This window comes from Niabella sp., from assembly GCF_030150205.1.
Classification (GTDB): domain Bacteria; phylum Bacteroidota; class Bacteroidia; order Chitinophagales; family Chitinophagaceae; genus Niabella.
On record NZ_JASLGT010000027.1, the window covers coordinates 36,888 to 53,020 of the forward strand.

The following is a 16,133-nucleotide window of genomic DNA, read 5'->3' on the forward strand; positions in this document are numbered from 1 at the left end:
TTTATTTTTTATTGCCAGATGGAATCCGCATAAAAATCATCATCGCTTTGTATATAATTAGCTCGCTGATTTTTATGCGCATTTCATTGTATAAAATCTTTAAATAAATTATAAGGATAAATTGATACCAGCCACAAATGATCTCGCCCTTGGATAAGCGCTGAAGTCTACACCCGGTGTAAGCGCATTGTTTACCACACTTACTTCCGGATCATAACCAGAATATTTCGTAAACACATGCAGGTTGTATGCGGTGATATATACCCGCGCATTTGCAATTTTTGCTCTTTTCAAAAAAAGCTTGGGCAAGGTATACCCCAGGCTGATATTGTTGATCCTCAAAAACGACCCGTCTTCTATCAGGCTGCTATAAGGTCTGTCTGATACAATACCAATATAAGAAGGTACGGTTTTCCCCTGGTTCAGCGCTTCCAGTGCAGCAGGATCCGTTACCCGCTGACCACTGGCATCAATCGTCATCCACCGGTCTGCAAAGCGGGCTAACGTATTTTTATAATCCTGGCTCAGCGCTGAATTGTTCAGCACATTGGCATTATAAATATCATTGCCTACTGTAAAATTTACAAAGGCACTCAGATCAAATCCTTTATAGGTAACCGTATTGTTAAAGCCGCCGGTATATTTAGGATTGGAATTGCCAATCACCGTGCGGTCCAGATCTGTGATCTTACCATCAGGTATTCCATCCGGTCCGCTTATATCTTTAAATTTCTGGTAGCCCGGCTGCACGGTACGGTTGTCCTGAACCACCCCTGTTTTTAATGTATAGGTATTGGTAGCTGCGTTAAAATCAAAATCGCTTACCTGGTACAAACCGTCTGCCACATAGCCATACATCATTCCCACCGGCTGACCTACCTGCAGGATATAATCGTTAATGCTGGGGTTACTGTTATAGCCGGTATAGCTGGGTAATACCATCGAATTTTCTCCCTGGCTCAGCGACAGTACCTTTGTTTTTGGAAAAGATATGTTCAGGCTGGAGCTCCAGCTGAAATCTGTTTTCTTAATATTTACGGTATTCAGCGTAAACTCCAGGCCCTTGCTGGAAGTGCTTCCGATATTCTGAAACTGGGTTACAAAGCCCGAACTTGAAGGGATGCGGGTGTTATAAAGCAGGTTCCTGGACCGGTTATCATACACTTCAGCAGTTAAAGTGATCCGCTGGCTTAAAAAGCCCATATCCACCCCAATGTTGCGGCCCTCGGTGGCTTCCCATTTCAAATTGGGATTGGGCAGATTGTTTTCTGCAGCCGATATCACAACCGTATTATTGAGATTGTAGGACCCCGTTCCATAAATACCCAGTGCCGCATAATTGGCAATACGGTTATTACCGGTAAGGCCATAACCCAGGCGCAGCTTTAAATCAGAAAACAGGGAATTGTTCTTCATGAAATTTTCGTTGATCACCCGCCATGCAAATGCGGCAGAAGGGAAATAGCCCCAGCGGTTATTTGCACCGAATTTGGAAGAACCGTCTGCACGCATGGTTGCGGTGAACAGGTACTTATCTTTATACCCATAATTAAGCCGGGTAAAATAAGAAAGTAATTTATCTTCCTCTGCATAGGATGAAGGTGTACCCAGTACTGTTCCCAGCGACAGGTTATCCCAGCCATTGTTTACAGATGGGAAGGCATTGGAACTGGCGCTGAAATCTTCATGATAGATGTATTGATATTCCTGCCCGGCCATTACATCCAGCTTATGTGCCGCCGCAAACGTCTTACTATAGGTAAGTGTGTTGCTGTAGGTAAAACGGGGATCTTTTGCCTGCCCGATGCTGCCAAAGGGCCCGCCGCTGCGGATGGCTGTAATCGACTCACTGGTATTAAACTGCTTGTCCTTGGTATCTTTAATCGTATAGCCGATTACACCGCGGTAGGTAAGATCCCTGGTAAGTTTGTATTGTGCGGTTACATTGGCATTCATAATATTGATGACGCGTTCCCGCAGTCTTGAACGGGCGCCAATTACCGGACTTTGAAACGTGGGAGCTCCTCCCGGGTTGTCTACCGGGTCCGTTGCATAATCGATCAGGTCATCATCCGATGTACTTCTGCCGGCTACAGGGCGATATTGTAAAAGGTTTTGCAATACAGCCAACCGGGCATTTCCCCCTTCAGCAGGAGACAGTCCCTCTATTTTCTGGTTGGAGTAACTTACAAGGGCGTTCACATTGAGCTTTTCGCCTACTTTTTGATTCACCGATAGCTTGCCGATATTTTTGGTGGAAGCGCTGTGAATCATAATGCCATTATCCTTATTCCGTGAAAAGAACATATTGATCTTTGTATCCTTGCTGCCGCCGCTTACACTTACTTTATGGTATTGATTATATACCGTGCTGCCGAATGTTTCTTTCTGCCAGTCGATACCGGGGCGGTTGCCATATAAAAGCTGCAACGAATCGAAAGTGCCGTACTGCTTGATAAAGCCGGCCAGGCGGGTCGGATCGCCCAGCGAACGCTCATAGCTCAGCAGCAAATAGTCGTAGCCGTTCATCACGGGAATTTCTTTCGTGATGTGTTTGGCACCTGCATAACCGTCATAGTTTACGGTTACTTTACCGGCTTTTGTTTGTTTTGTGGTAATTAATACCACACCATTACCACCACGCGCTCCATAAATAGCGATAGCCGAAGCATCTTTCAGTACATCTACCGACTCGATGTCCATCGGATCAAGAAAACCAAGACCATCGGTTTGAGGAATACCATCGATGACATATAAAGGCTGATTGCTTTGGGAAATAGAGGTTCCTCCCCGTATTTTTATGGAAGGATCGGCACCGGGCGATCCATCGTTCATGGTTACCTGAACACCCGCCAGCCGGCCCTGGAGCGCCTGCCCTACGTTTTGTACCGGCACTTTTGCCAGTTCCGCGCCGCTTACGGAGCTAACCGCTCCTGTAAGGTCCTTTCTTTTTTGGGTTCCATACCCTACAACCACTACCTGTTCCAGGCTTTTATCCTGCTCCATCAGGCTGATATCAATCTGCTCCCGGTTGTTTACCGTTACTTCTTTGGTCTCGTAGCCGATATGCGAAATGACCAACAGCGCGTTGGCCTCCACCTGAATTGAGTACCGGCCGCTTTTTTGAGAGAGCACCGTACGGGCAGTACCTTTTTCCTGAACGGTGGCGCCCGCCAGCGGCTCCCCCGACGCGTTACTGACAATTCCTGTTACCTTGATGGTTTGTGCAGTCAGTGTGCCAGAAACACCCATCAGTAATAATAATAGAACAAACGTTGATCTCATTTTAAGCTTGAATTTTAAACCAGGTGAAATGATTTTTTTTATGAGTGATTCATGGGGCGTTCGGGTACTTGCTTGCCGCTCCTGTTTCCGGGAACTGCAGTTGACGTGGCTGCTGCCTGTAATAACAAATGGCATAATCTGTACATTTTAGACGTTAAGGTCAATGGTTCAAAACAGCGTTGTCCGGATAATCAATCTTCAGTTTCAATGGCAACAATCGAAGCAATTACGTGTACCCCATTTTAAAACCCGACAAAGTGTCGTAAAGAAACCATTACCTTCATCCTTCCCGCTTTAATCGTTGGTCTTGCGCGGAAAAGCGCCGCTTTTAACACCCATAAATATAGAGCGCCTTTGGCCCGGAGGTTTTAAAAATGGGTTTTTCTTTTTTCAATTTTGGTTATTTTTCTGCTTCCGGATATTAATACGCAAAACTCAACATTGATAATCAACAATGTAAGAAACAACAAAAAACGCTGGGCCCTTTTTCTCCGGGCCGTGCTTTTCCCATTTATTTTCAAAATTTCATCCAGTTTTAAAATATTAAAATCAATATTGAAACAGCTTGCTGGTGCGGAATGCTATTTTTATCGGAAACTTTTAAGAAAAGAAAAAGCTCATGAAAAGACGATTCCATGCCATTATTTCAGGCATCCTTTTGTTTGTTACCCTACAGGTTCAGGCGCAACCCGGAGATACACAGGACTGGTTCCGGCATTCTGTTACCGTTATTGGCGAGCAGTTGACCCGTGCCGCAGGAACCTATACTCCCGGGTTAAATCCCCGCTCCGTAAACCCCAACGGCACGGTGCGAACAGCGCCTTATACCGACTGGACCACTGGTTTTTTTCCCGGCTCGCTCTGGTATGGTTATGAGTTAACGGGAAACAAGGCCCTGGCCACATCTGCCCGTACTTTTACTCTTGCCCTGGACTCTATCCGCTATATAACCAAAACGCATGACCTTGGTTTTATGCTCTATTGCTCTTACGGTAATGCCTGGCGCATTACGGGAGACAAAACCTACCTGCCTGTACTGGAAGACGGCGCACAACATCTTTATAACCGTTTCAGCCCCAAAACCGGAGTAATCCGCTCCTGGGATTTTGGCGACCACTGGAAGTTCCCGGTGATCATCGATAATATGATGAACCTGGAATACCTGTACTGGGCGGGCACTCAATTTAAAAAGCCGGCCTATAACCAGGCAGCCAACACCCATGCGTTCACCACCATGAAAAATCATTTCCGGAAAGATTATAGCTCCTACCACGTAGTGGATTATGACCCTGTTACCGGCAAAGTACGGAGCAAAGAGACCCACCAGGGGCTTTCCGATGAATCGGCCTGGGCCCGGGGACAGGCCTGGGGGCTTTACGGGTATATTATGTGTTACAACAACAGCAATAATCCCCGGTTCCTGGAACAGGCGCAACATATTGCGCAGTTTATTATGACGCACCCGCGGATGCCTAAAAACAAAATTCCTGTATGGGACTTTGATGTACACAATGCGCTGGATTCTGACGGCCGGGCACCCCGCGACGCCTCTGCCGCTGCTGTTATTGCCTGCGGACTCCTGGATTTGAGTACCAAAGTAAAAGACGGCAAAAAATACGCAGATTACGCAGAAGATATATTAAAGGCCTTGTCCGCGCCCGATTTCCTGGCAAAACCGGGCGAAAATCATTTTTTTCTCCTGAAGCATAGCGTAGGTGCCTTCCTGTATAATTCAGAAATTGATACGCCGCTGAATTATGCCGATTATTACTACCTGGAGGCCTTGAAAAAGTATGCGGCACTGAAGAAGATCGCTCTGCCATTGCAATAGACCCAGGGCAGGCCATTCAGGTATTTCGGTTTATTGAAGGAGAACGGGGCCGTATCAGAAGAGCTCATTTTGGGGGCTGACTAAAAAACTGCTTCTGTCATGCTGAATTTGTGCATTTGAACAACTTTTGATACGGCCTGTCTTTCTTTCAGATGCGGCTAATTTTAATATACGTTATAAATGAACAAACGATTTGCAGCCATAACGACCCGTATCAGCCTTATTGCAGCACTGCTGCTTTTTGTAGCAGCGGGTTCTGTTCTTGCCCAGGTTGTGGGAAAAACGATTTTAAACATAGACTACGAAAACGGTGCGCTCAATTCGGGCTTTCCGGATGTTGAGCCTACCAGTGCACCGGGTGCAGACGCCGTATATATGGTAAGCCCCGGCGCTACCGGCAATTATGCCATAGCGCATAAAGTGGTATATGGCGACAGCACTTATTATTCGGATGGAAACTGGAGAAGCGAAAGTGCTGCGCTCCAATATTTACCCGCCCGTTTTTCGCCGGGAATGGAACGCCGTTATGAGTTTAGCGTATTATTAAAAGACTGGACACCCTGGAACACCGGCGATCCGATCAATGAAACCAATTTTTTCCAGCTCAAAGTATCGAGCGGGCAGGAAGTACCGCTGCAGGTACGTACGCAGCGGAATGTGATCCGGCTTCGTTACAATGACGTTGCAAGCGGTGTTACAACAAAAGACATCCTGAAAGATCTTCTGCCTTATGTAAACCAATGGATCCAGTTTAGAATTGATGCAAAATGGACGCTGGACGCCACCGGGTACATCAGAACCTATATGAAGTTGCCCGGCCAGCCGGATTATGTGCTGGCAGATGAAAAAACAGATTATATAACATTTCCGGGTGGAGGAAACAATATCGGGTATATTAAATGGGGGGTATACGTAGTTCCGCCCGATATTACCCGTATTGTTTACCACGATGATATACGCATCATTGAGCTAAATCCATCGCCGGCAACAGCGCGCCGGGGCCTTATTTGGGGAAATAGCATACCGGATGCCAACCCCTCCTATTTAGACGGACCTTATACAAAAGCCGCCAACATTACGGCTCCTGCAGCCTATATCAATACCGGCAATACCATTTATATAGATCCTAATATACAGTACACTCCATCGCAAAACATTGTATATTTTAATAGCAGTTCGCCCGCTCCCGGGGCTGGAGACAATGTAGAAGGAAGCCCGTCTTCCGACTTCTCAAGAGCCTCGCTAACCGCCTCCGGCGCCGCGGGTACTCCTTTAGCGCCCGGGCCTGCCGGCCGGTACCTCGTTAACGGATTTAATATAGGAACAGCAGCCAGCCCCACTCCGGTGGATCTTACACAGTATTATGAATTTAAGTTGAGCCCTGTAACAGGCTATGTTGTCAATTTCGACTCCATTGTTTTTTCCTGGCGGCGCGGTACCATAACAGCGCCCAATACTTTTGTGCTAGGCTCCAGCAGGGATGGCTTCAGCACCGATATTTCGCCCCCCATTACCACCAACAATGCAGCGGGAGTAACCACCATCACAAAATACGACCTGTCGGCACTTACCGATATAACACAACCCATTACACTACGAATGTATTGGTATGGCTCCACAGCCGGCGGAAGCGGCAATAGTGTGGGACTTGAGGAGTTCCGGTTCTACGGTGAAACAGTACCCAATACCGCGTTGCCGGTAGTCTTTGGTTCCATATCGGCCGTCTTAAAAGACAAAGGATTGGTGGTAAACTGGCAAAGCCTCTACGAAACCAATAACAGGTATTTTGAAATCCAGGTTTCAAAAGATGGTAAAAAATTCACTGCCGTTAAAACCGTGCAATCCAAAAACGGCAACGCATCGGTACCGCAGCATTACGAATGGGGCATTGCCGCAACCGATATGGCAACCCTGTTAAGTTTGCCGCTGCTTTTCGGTTTACTGGGCCTGGGAGTATCTCGTTGCCACAGCACAAGAAACGCCTTATTTATGGCCACTGCAACGTTAACAGTCATCATTGCATCTTGCAGCAAGTATAATGATGCCGCGGTTTCGGGATATGGAGATAAAATATATGTAAGGATAAAGCAGGTAGATATGGACGGTAACGCTACTTTTTCAAAAATCGTAACGGCTACATCCGATCTGTAACCGGCATGAACGCTCATTATACATTCTAAAATTTACGTTATGGTTAAACTGATATACATCGCCTTTTTTTCATTTTTGGGTACATTGATCAACGCGCAAACCCCGGCGCCCACCAAAGAAAGTTTCAATGTCATTAACCTGAATTACCCCGGGTTGGAAAAGGTTAAGGCCGCGGTACAGGCACAGCGTTATGATGCAGCGGCGGAAGCTTTACTTGCCTATTATAAAAAGAAAAGTAAGGACCCGGATTTTAGCGCGGCGGAAGAAGAGATCGATTTAAACCAGCCCATCGATAAAGCCACGCGCGCTGCAGCAGACAGCGCGCTGGAGCATAAATTCAAACCGCATAAGGGTTATGGATTTTTCGATTATGGCAGGGACATCAACTGGCAATACTGGCCGGTTAAGGACAATGAAGTGCGCTGGCAGCTGCACCGGGTAAAATGGTGGCAGTCCATGGCATTGGTATACCGGGCTACAAAGGATGAGCGCTATGCAAAGGAATGGATGTTCCAGTTTACGGATTGGGCAAAGAAAAATCCGTTAGGCTTGTCGAAAGACAATGATAAATACGCCTGGCGGCCGCTGGAAATTTCAGACAGGATCTTAAACCTGGCGCCTTCCTTTAATATTTTTGTACACTCACCCAACTTTACGCCGGCATTCCTGATGGCGTTCTTAAACAATTACCACCAGCAGGCCGATTACCTGTCGGGCAATTATGCCGACCGTGGTAACCACCGGCTTTTTGAAGCACAGCGGGTATTGTTTGCCGGTGTTTCCTTCCCCGAATTTAAAAAAGCGGCCGGCTGGAGAGATGGCGGTGTTGCCATTCTCAATGATGAAATTAAAAAACAGGTGTACCCGGATGGTGTGCAATGGGAGTTGTCACCCAACTATCATGTAGCCATGATCAATACCTTCCTGAGTGCCCTTCGCTCTACGCAAAAAGCCGGCATGGACCAGGTATTTCCGGCGAGTTATAAAGAAACTGTTGAAAAAATGATCCTGGCCACCATTAACTTCTCCTTCCCCGATTATACCTACCCAGTATTCAGTGATGCCAAACTGGTAGATAAATCCTCAATGCTGAAATCATACGCCAGCTGGGCCAAGGCCTTTCCGCATAATGAAGTGATTCAGTACTACGCCACCGATGGCAAAAAAGGCAAACAGCCTTCTTTTCTTTCACACGGGCTAACCACTTCCGGTTTTTATACGTTCCGGAACGGCTGGAACAATGCTTCAACCGTAATGGTGTTAAAAGCCAGTCCTCCCGGGGCCTTCCATGCCCAGCCAGACAATGGCACTTTCGAGCTCTGGATCAAAGGCCGGAACTTTACACCGGACGCCGGCTGCTATGTATATGCAGGAGATTCTACCATCATGAAACTCAGAGACTGGTACCGGCAAACCCGGGTACATAGTACGCTCACATTAAACAATGAGAATATGGTGATAACCAAGGCCGCGCTGCAGCAATGGAAAACGGGCAGGGACCTGGACATTCTTACCTACACCAATCCCAGCTACACGGAACTGAATCACCAGCGTACGGTATTGTTTATCGATCAGCAATATTTTCTTATCATCGACCGGGCTATGGGCAAAGCAACCGGTACTATCGGCACACATTTTCAGCTTAAAGAAAACTGCAATGCTGTTTTTGATCAGGAGCACCGTCGGGTATACACCCGCTTTAATGATGCCAACAACCTGCTGATCCAGAACCTGAACCAGGAACCCGTTACATTAAAAGAAGAAGAAGGTAAGGTTTCCTACTCCTATCGTCAGGAACTGGAACGCCCCGCCTTTGTATTTGAAAAATCAAAAACAGGAAATGCCACTCAAACCTTTGTTACCGTACTGTACCCCTTCAGCAGCAAAAATGCTCCGGTCATTACGTTAAAAGAAAATGCAGGGAACAACTACGAAACAGGCACCATCCGGCTTACCTTATCGGTTGACGGGAAAAAGAAAGAGATTACGGTGCAACCTGCACGATAGTCTTTTTTGAAGAGGAATAAATGTATAGCTAAAAAGTGAGATGTACGGTCTGAAGCCTGCATCTCACTTTATTTTATGCGTCAACGCTGCTGCTACAAAGATGCAAACACATCTATTACAATCAGCTTCAGCTTCTCACCATTAACTATGCACTTCAGACTATAACATTTCTTCATCATTTCTGATTCACCACCGTCTCTATTACCAGGTATTCGCTCTCCGTATTACACCGGATGGTTGCCGTATCCGTATCCCATACACCCAGGGCATCCCGTTCCGGAACATCCACACCGTTTACGGTAACAGATCCGGAGATCACAAATACAAACAGGCATTTATTTTCAGGATTAAAAGAATAGGTAGTGCTGTTGTCCGCTTCAAAATAACCCAGACTCAATTTGGCATTCTGGTTGATCCAGCAATGCGCCTGTCCTTCCTCTCCGGACACGATGGTTACCAGCCTGTTCTTTCGCGTTTCTTTTGGAAAACTGCGGTACTGATACCGCGGCGTAATGTTTTGTTGTTTCGGATAGATCCAGATCTGTAAAAAATTCACTTCTTCTTCACCGATATTGTATTCCTCATGCCGCAACCCGCTTCCGGCGCTCATGATCTGCACCCCGCCTTCTTCAAATTCGGTATTATAGCCAAGCGTATCCTTATGGTTCATCCTCCCTTTCAGCAAAATGGAAATGATCTCCATATTCACGTGCGGGTGAATGCCAAATCCCTTACCCGGTGCCAGGTAGTCGTCATTGAATGCCATCAACGTGCCAAAGGCGCTTTTAACCGGGTTATAATAATTGCTGAAACTGAAAACAAAATTACTCTTCAGCCAGCCGGCATCCTTAACGCCTCTTTCGGATGCTTTAAAATGTTGTACCTGCATATTTTTAATTTTTTAAATGGATATACGATGCCACAGATGTATTGATTCAATAACAAAAATCATGTTTGAATAAAGGCCGCAGATGCGCTGATCCAACAACACAATTTGCGAATCAGCGGCCATCCAGCTCCCCGGCTTAAACAAAATAGTAGCGATCATTTTTGTCGTCTCCGCGTCTTTACAAAACCAGCATTAATGCCACAGATGCGCTGATTTCAATAACACAATCTGCGAATCAGCGGCCATCGAATTCCTGAATAGCAGCAAACCGCTGAGCTGTCCGCTGCCTTCCCCCAAACAGCTTACAAAGTAACAAAACCGGTAGTTATTACCGCTTAATCTACGTTAAGTGCTTCCCTGTTGCGGTATAGTAACTTTGTGATTCAATTAAAAAAATCACGATTATGGAAAATAAAGTTTTAGGATTGCATCACATCACCGCAATAGCAGACAATGCCAAACGCAACCATTCATTTTATACAAAGGTACTGGGGTTGCGGCTGGTAAAGAAAACCGTAAACTTCGACGATCCGGGCACCTATCATTTCTATTATGGCAATGAAAACGGCGCACCCGGTACCATCCTCACCTTCTTTCCCTGGGAAGGCATCGGCAGGGGCACAGCTGGTGCCGGAATGGCCACACATATCGGTTATACGGTTCCGGAAGGCAGTTTCGATTTCTGGAAAAAGCGTTTTGACGAAAACAAGATTGCATATACAGAATCAGAGATCTTCGGAGAACCTCAACTGGCCTTCAGCGATCCCGACGGGTTGAACCTTTCACTCATCGTTCCCGCTAGCGCAGATAACCGGGCGCCATGGGTTACCGAAGCGGTTGCTGCAGATGTAGCCACCAGGGGCTTTCACAGTGCAACGCTCACCCTGAACCAGGCAGATCCTACTGCCAGGGTACTGACCGACCTGCTGGGTTACCGGCAAACACTGCAGGAAGGCAACCGCTACCGTTTTATAAATGAAAACATTGATACCGCCAATTATATCGATATTATTGAAGATGCCAAAGCGGGGTATGGCCGCAATGCAGCAGGCACCAATCACCACATTGCGTTCCGGGTAAAAGACGACACGGTTCAGATGGAACTGCGGGAAAAAATAGCCGCGGCCGGATTAAACATTACACAAAAGATTGACCGGGATTATTTTTATTCACTTTATTTCCGCGAACCCGGTGGTGTGTTATTTGAAATTGCCACAGACAATCCGGGTTTCACCAGGGATGAGCCCCTGGAACAACTGGGCACGGCCTTAAAATTGCCTAAACAATACGAACCGGCGCGGACGAAAATTGAAGCCGTTCTTCCCGGATTGTAAAGCGATACCTGTCCCGCTGATGAAGCCGGGGACTTAGCCTTGCTATATTCTATCTGCGCATCTGCTACTGGTTATTCAGCACCTTGACTGGTGTTATTCATATGCCGCTGATGCGCAGATTTTTTCCGGACAGGTCTGAGGAAATTCAGTCTTATACATTCAAACAACCCAACAAACACATGCATACATTAAATATAATAACCGGCGGAAAGAAATTGAGTGAGGCCTCACGGGCGGTAATAATGCTGCACGGACGGGGCGGAACAGCCCGTGATATTCTATCGCTTGCCGGCTATTTGAATATAGCAGATGCCGCCTTGCTGGCGCCGCAGGCCACCAACCATACCTGGTACCCTTACTCCTTTATAGCTCCGGTACAGGAGAATGAGCCCTGGCTTTCTTCCGCCATTGATATGGTAAAACAAACGGTGAACACGGCATTGGAAGCAGGCATTACCACCGAAAACATCTATTTCCTGGGCTTTTCCCAGGGAGCCTGTTTAACGCTTGAATATATCGCACGGCATGCGCAGCGTTATGGTGGTGCCGCGGCATTTACCGGCGGACTGATCGGCGATCAACTCTATACCGGGAACTATCAGGGCGATTTTAAACAGACCCCTGTATTCATTGGCACCAGCGATCCTGATTTTCATGTACCGGTAGAACGGGTGCATGCCACTACAGCATTATTAACACAAATGCACGCGGATGTTACAGAAAAAGTATATCCCAATATGGGGCATACGATTAGCGAAGATGAAATCACGCTGGCTAACCGGCTCGTTTTTGACCGGCAACAGTAACGCAAAAGCAAATCCGAAAAAATCTGCGCAGTACTTTAAGCTGCGCAGATCAGCGGTAACATACGTTTCCTTCTGCAAATAAATAAACACCTAAACAAGCTCCTGCATTTAAGGGGCTGTAAAATGAAAATTAAATCTTCCCGAAGGGGCTACATCTCCGTTAACAATAAAATCGGTGATAACCCCATCCTCCTGCATATTATCGCTCCATTTAAAACCAAGATCCGCTTTTCCCGGTATACCCAGTAATGATCTTGGTATTTTAAGTTCCATTTTATTACCAACAACAGCGTATTCCAGTTCCCCCGCTTTTTGCCAGTACCAGCCTCCGTCCGATTTTTCAAGGATTGCTTTTTGTCCCGGGTTCAGCCGGTTCACAACAACATCATAGCCTTCCCACCCGGTATTTTTATCATTATCCGTATCAATAAAAAGACGCATCCAACCCGGGTCTGTTTTAGGTGTAAGTGCAGCAGCCGTCTCCACATAAAAATAAAAGTACTCGTTATCCCTTGCAACCCGGGCCGCAACAATATCATTACGCCCCGTTTGATTCCGGTAATACAGGCTGCCCCATCCCGGACTGTTCCGGTGCTGTGTGTTACCTTTATATGTGCGGAATTCAGGGATCACCTGCTTCCAATCATCAAACGCTCCGTCGATCCGGATGGAACCGGGTGCTGAAGCGGGTTGTGGTGCCGGCATCCCCTTGAACCGGCGGATATTGGTGACCATCTGGTAATAGTAGTTATCGCCATGCCCGCCCTTCATCGGCTCTACATCGCGGCTGCCCTCCTGGTCACATTCATCCGGGAATGCATTGGTCTGTTGCTGCCAAACCTTGTAACGGCCGGCGATCCATTCGTTCCAGCCGGTTATAAAAATAAACTCCGGATCCAGTTCCAGTGCCCGCTCCCATTGCTCCTGGAAATTGTATCCATAATTGACCGCACCGGGTGTTGTGATCTGTCCTTTTGCATGGGTATAACTCCGGCCAAAAGCGCCGGGAGCATTCATAGCGGTTAGTCCCCTTTCCTGGCTCCAGTTTTGTGCCACGCCTACCGTCACCTGCTCAAAGCCACCCTTTTGATTTTTTGCAAACCCGTGCTGCGGATATATTTCCAGCCAGCCCCAATGATCCGGACGCTCCGGTCCTTTATTATACACCGGCTGCCCGGGACGGAAAGTGAAAAATTGCTTCATAGCCACACGCAGTGCAGGATCATTGTTTTTACCTGCAATATCATCTGCGAATTCGGGCAATCCCATGATCAGTGGTTTTCCTTTCCACATAAACCAAAGATCTTTATAAAGCCCCGGCCGGTACAGGTCGTTGTATAGCTCCCTTAGTATCTCCTTACCTCCGTCGCTGGGCCAGAACGGAAGCATAAAGGCAATGCGGGGTGTGGGAACACCATCCTTCCGGGCTTTGGTAAATACTTCGCAGAGTTTCATGTAGGATTCTTTCCAGGTGATGTTTCCATTGGTACAGTCAAAAATAATCACATCCACACCTGCGTCCGCAAGCATCTCTGCATGTTTACGCAATACCCACGCATCGGTATCCAGATAATAACCCAGCAACGGCTCACCCCAGAACCAGGGGCTGTTGCGTTTAGGCCAAATAGGATGATCGTAATTATCGATGGCTTTCGGATCGCGGGCCAGGTATTTCGTTACATCAAATGGAGGATTGTCCTTACCCTGCCTTGTATGCCAGGTCCAGTAAAACAACCCCACAAATTTATCTTTCCGCGATGCACCGGTGGTTTCATAACCGGGAACACGCCGGCCCAGCGCATCTGTAGCCGTCAGCATGGAATGATAGGTTGTTAATGTTTGGGCGATGTCATACAGCGGCAATAGTAAAAAACAGCCGGCCAGACAAAGAAAACGAGGTATTGTCAAAATGCATTTCATTTGATAACCGTTATTATTGAAATATATTTTCTTTTATTATTCACCTGCTACCATCCGGGATTCTGCCAGTTCACACCTGAAAGACCCAGGATTTTATCTACCTCATTTTTGTCAATAGGATACATCAGGAAGCGGTCCGTTGTACTTCCCCTTTCGTTAAACCTGAACCGCGTATAGGTAAGGCCCGATCCGTTGGTTCTGATGCGCATACCGGTTACAAATTTATCCGTTTGATCCAGGATCTTCCAGCGGCGCACATCAAAAAACCGGTGTTCTTCAAAAGCCAGTTCGATACGCCGTTCGTTACGGTATTTTTTTTCAAAAGCCTCCTTGCTCATCCCCGCCGGAAAATCGGGCATACCCGCTCTTTTCCGTATCGCATTCACGGCCTGTCTTGCGCTCATGGAGGTTCCATTAACCGTAACAGGTACATCAGGTCCTGCTGCCTGGTAGGCCATTTCTGCAAAGTTCAGGTAAAGTTCAGCAAGGCGTAATAACCGGATAGCACCGTCGGCATTGGAGCTTTGGCTCGATACCGAATTATTAAATTTCCGTTGATAATAACCCGTGCGTGTATACCGCCTGTCGGTTTCAGAAAGACTGTCTGCACCGCCTATATAAGCAGCTACTTTTCTCCCCGTGGGCTGATTCAGGAATCGTACGGCCCCGTTGTAATATATAGAAGCATAAAACCGCGGGTCCCTTCCCACATAGGGATTATTGGGGTCATAACCAGATGCGGGATTCACGATCGGCACCAGGTGATCCGCGTCGCTATACCCAAGGATGGGCGGTTCTCCGTTGGCCATTTCATAAGCATCTACCAGGTCCTGGGTTGGACAAGGCCCCGCTTTGCTCATACCGGCGGTGGTAGGCATTCCTGCATCCCGCCAAACAGCCAGCTGGCTGCCCTGCTGAAAAATCGTCTCTTTATCTACGGTTCTTTTATCATTGGAGCTGGTAATGAAATAATAGGCATAAGCATTTTGCGCAACGGTTGCGGCCGGCGTTACATCAAACAGTTTATAGTCATTGGCCGTACATTGAAACAACGCTTCGGCAGTAATCTTCGCAGCTTCCTCAAGGGTAAATGTACCATCGTTCCATAAGGGGCTCACCGCATAGGTAATAGCCTGCGATTTTATGGCATAAGGTATGGACCGGTTCATGATCCCAAACTGGTTGTCATAAATATTCCACGGAAAACCAAACTGCGAATCAGGAGCCGTAAGCGCCGAATCACAATCAGCGAGGATAAACTTTACCACGTCTCCAAATTTCGCGCGGCGATCCTGTGAAAAATCATGCTTGATCCCCAATGGTTCTTTGAAGATCGGTACTCCGCCATATCTTTTTATCAGCTGTAAATAATAGAGCGCCCGTAAGGTATATGCTTGTGCCATCCAGCCTGGCTTTTCCTCTTCCCGCGCATAGACGGTAGCCGTTTTTATATACTTCAAAAAGGTATTGCACTGGTGTATTCCCTGGAACAGGGTCGTCCAGGGACTTCCGTCTGCCGAATTACTGGCATAGGTGGAAGCCGTAAGTGCACCCCTGTACCAGTTTATAAAATCGGATCCGCTGGTAATATCGTCCGCATCCTGTGCTTCGTCTGTAAATGAAGCACGGTTCATTGAGGGCGACGGGCAATAACCATAACAGGAGTTGAGGTAGCCCCGTACCCGGTTATAATCCGTAAACGCATCTTCAACATTCGGCAACCGGCCGTCCGCAGTAAAATCCAATTGTTTATTGCAGGCGTTCAGCAACAGCAGACAACCAAGCAGCCATCCCATTTGCAGCAGTCCTTCACCCCAAACATTGCTTCCGCTTTTGCGGCCGTTTGTTATCCTCCGCTTTCTATTTAATTGTATTGATCTCATATCAAAAAATTTCAGATAAATAATCCT

Annotated in this window: 9 protein-coding genes; 5 read left to right on the forward strand and 4 right to left on the reverse strand. The window is 47.1% G+C overall.

Annotated elements, in window-relative coordinates; genetic code table 11:
* Positions 1-108 precede the first annotated feature (108 nt).
* Entirely contained in the window at positions 109-3,285 is a 3,177-nt protein-coding gene (locus tag Q1V85_RS20265; RefSeq protein ID WP_300602422.1) for a TonB-dependent receptor, read from the reverse strand.
* A gap of 619 nt (positions 3,286-3,904) precedes the next feature.
* Here Q1V85_RS20265 and Q1V85_RS20270 point away from each other — a divergent pair.
* The 3 genes from Q1V85_RS20270 (at position 3,905) to hepC (ending at position 9,274) form a co-directional block, all read left to right on the forward strand.
* Positions 3,905-5,116 carry a glycoside hydrolase family 88 protein gene (locus Q1V85_RS20270; protein ID WP_300602424.1) on the forward strand — a complete coding sequence of 404 codons (1,212 nt, stop codon included), beginning with the start codon at positions 3,905-3,907 and terminating at the stop codon, positions 5,114-5,116.
* Positions 5,117-5,296: 180 nt separating this feature from the next.
* Positions 5,297-7,267, forward strand: coding sequence for a heparin lyase I family protein (locus tag Q1V85_RS20275; protein ID WP_300602426.1), 1,971 nt, complete (start codon positions 5,297-5,299; stop codon positions 7,265-7,267).
* Between the two features lie 39 nt (positions 7,268-7,306).
* The gene (gene hepC / locus Q1V85_RS20280) at positions 7,307-9,274 is read left to right on the forward strand and encodes a heparin-sulfate lyase HepC (protein ID WP_300602428.1); all 1,968 of its coding nucleotides are present in this window, start codon (positions 7,307-7,309) and stop codon (positions 9,272-9,274) included.
* 175 nt (positions 9,275-9,449) lie between these two features.
* Here hepC and Q1V85_RS20285 read toward each other — a convergent pair whose 3' ends face one another.
* Positions 9,450-10,163, reverse strand: a complete 714-nt coding sequence (locus Q1V85_RS20285) for a pirin family protein (RefSeq protein ID WP_300602430.1) — start codon at positions 10,161-10,163, stop codon at positions 9,450-9,452.
* A 404-nt stretch (positions 10,164-10,567) separates the two neighbouring features.
* Between Q1V85_RS20285 and Q1V85_RS20290 the strand changes: the two genes are divergently transcribed.
* Positions 10,568-11,497, forward strand: coding sequence for a ring-cleaving dioxygenase (locus Q1V85_RS20290; protein WP_300602432.1), 930 nt, complete (start codon positions 10,568-10,570; stop codon positions 11,495-11,497).
* A 179-nt stretch (positions 11,498-11,676) separates the two neighbouring features.
* Positions 11,677-12,303 (forward strand): dienelactone hydrolase family protein, encoded by a 627-nt coding sequence (locus tag Q1V85_RS20295; RefSeq protein WP_300602434.1) that lies wholly within the window; start codon positions 11,677-11,679, stop codon positions 12,301-12,303.
* Positions 12,304-12,411: 108 nt separating this feature from the next.
* Here the strand turns inward: Q1V85_RS20295 and Q1V85_RS20300 are convergent, their stop codons facing one another.
* Positions 12,412-14,211 carry a hypothetical protein gene (locus Q1V85_RS20300; RefSeq protein WP_300602435.1) on the reverse strand — a complete coding sequence of 600 codons (1,800 nt, stop codon included), beginning with the start codon at positions 14,209-14,211 and terminating at the stop codon, positions 12,412-12,414.
* Between the two features lie 59 nt (positions 14,212-14,270).
* Positions 14,271-16,106: a RagB/SusD family nutrient uptake outer membrane protein gene (locus tag Q1V85_RS20305; protein WP_300602437.1), complete on the reverse strand. Its 1,836-nt coding sequence runs from the start codon at positions 16,104-16,106 to the stop codon at positions 14,271-14,273.
* Positions 16,107-16,133: the final 27 nt, after the last annotated feature.

Bases quoted from the DNA above. Each gene is read 5' to 3' on its own strand.
- Q1V85_RS20305 (WP_300602437.1), bottom strand. From the start codon at position 16,106: ATGAGATCAATACAATTAAATAGAAAGCGGAGGATAACAAACGGCCGC.
- Q1V85_RS20290 (WP_300602432.1), top strand. From the start codon at position 10,568: ATGGAAAATAAAGTTTTAGGATTGCATCACATCACCGCAATAGCAGAC.
- Q1V85_RS20265 (WP_300602422.1), bottom strand. From the start codon at position 3,285: ATGAGATCAACGTTTGTTCTATTATTATTACTGATGGGTGTTTCTGGC.
- Q1V85_RS20275 (WP_300602426.1), top strand. From the start codon at position 5,297: ATGAACAAACGATTTGCAGCCATAACGACCCGTATCAGCCTTATTGCA.
- Q1V85_RS20295 (WP_300602434.1), top strand. From the start codon at position 11,677: ATGCATACATTAAATATAATAACCGGCGGAAAGAAATTGAGTGAGGCC.
- Q1V85_RS20285 (WP_300602430.1), bottom strand. From the start codon at position 10,163: ATGCAGGTACAACATTTTAAAGCATCCGAAAGAGGCGTTAAGGATGCC.
- Q1V85_RS20270 (WP_300602424.1), top strand. From the start codon at position 3,905: ATGAAAAGACGATTCCATGCCATTATTTCAGGCATCCTTTTGTTTGTT.
- hepC (WP_300602428.1), top strand. From the start codon at position 7,307: ATGGTTAAACTGATATACATCGCCTTTTTTTCATTTTTGGGTACATTG.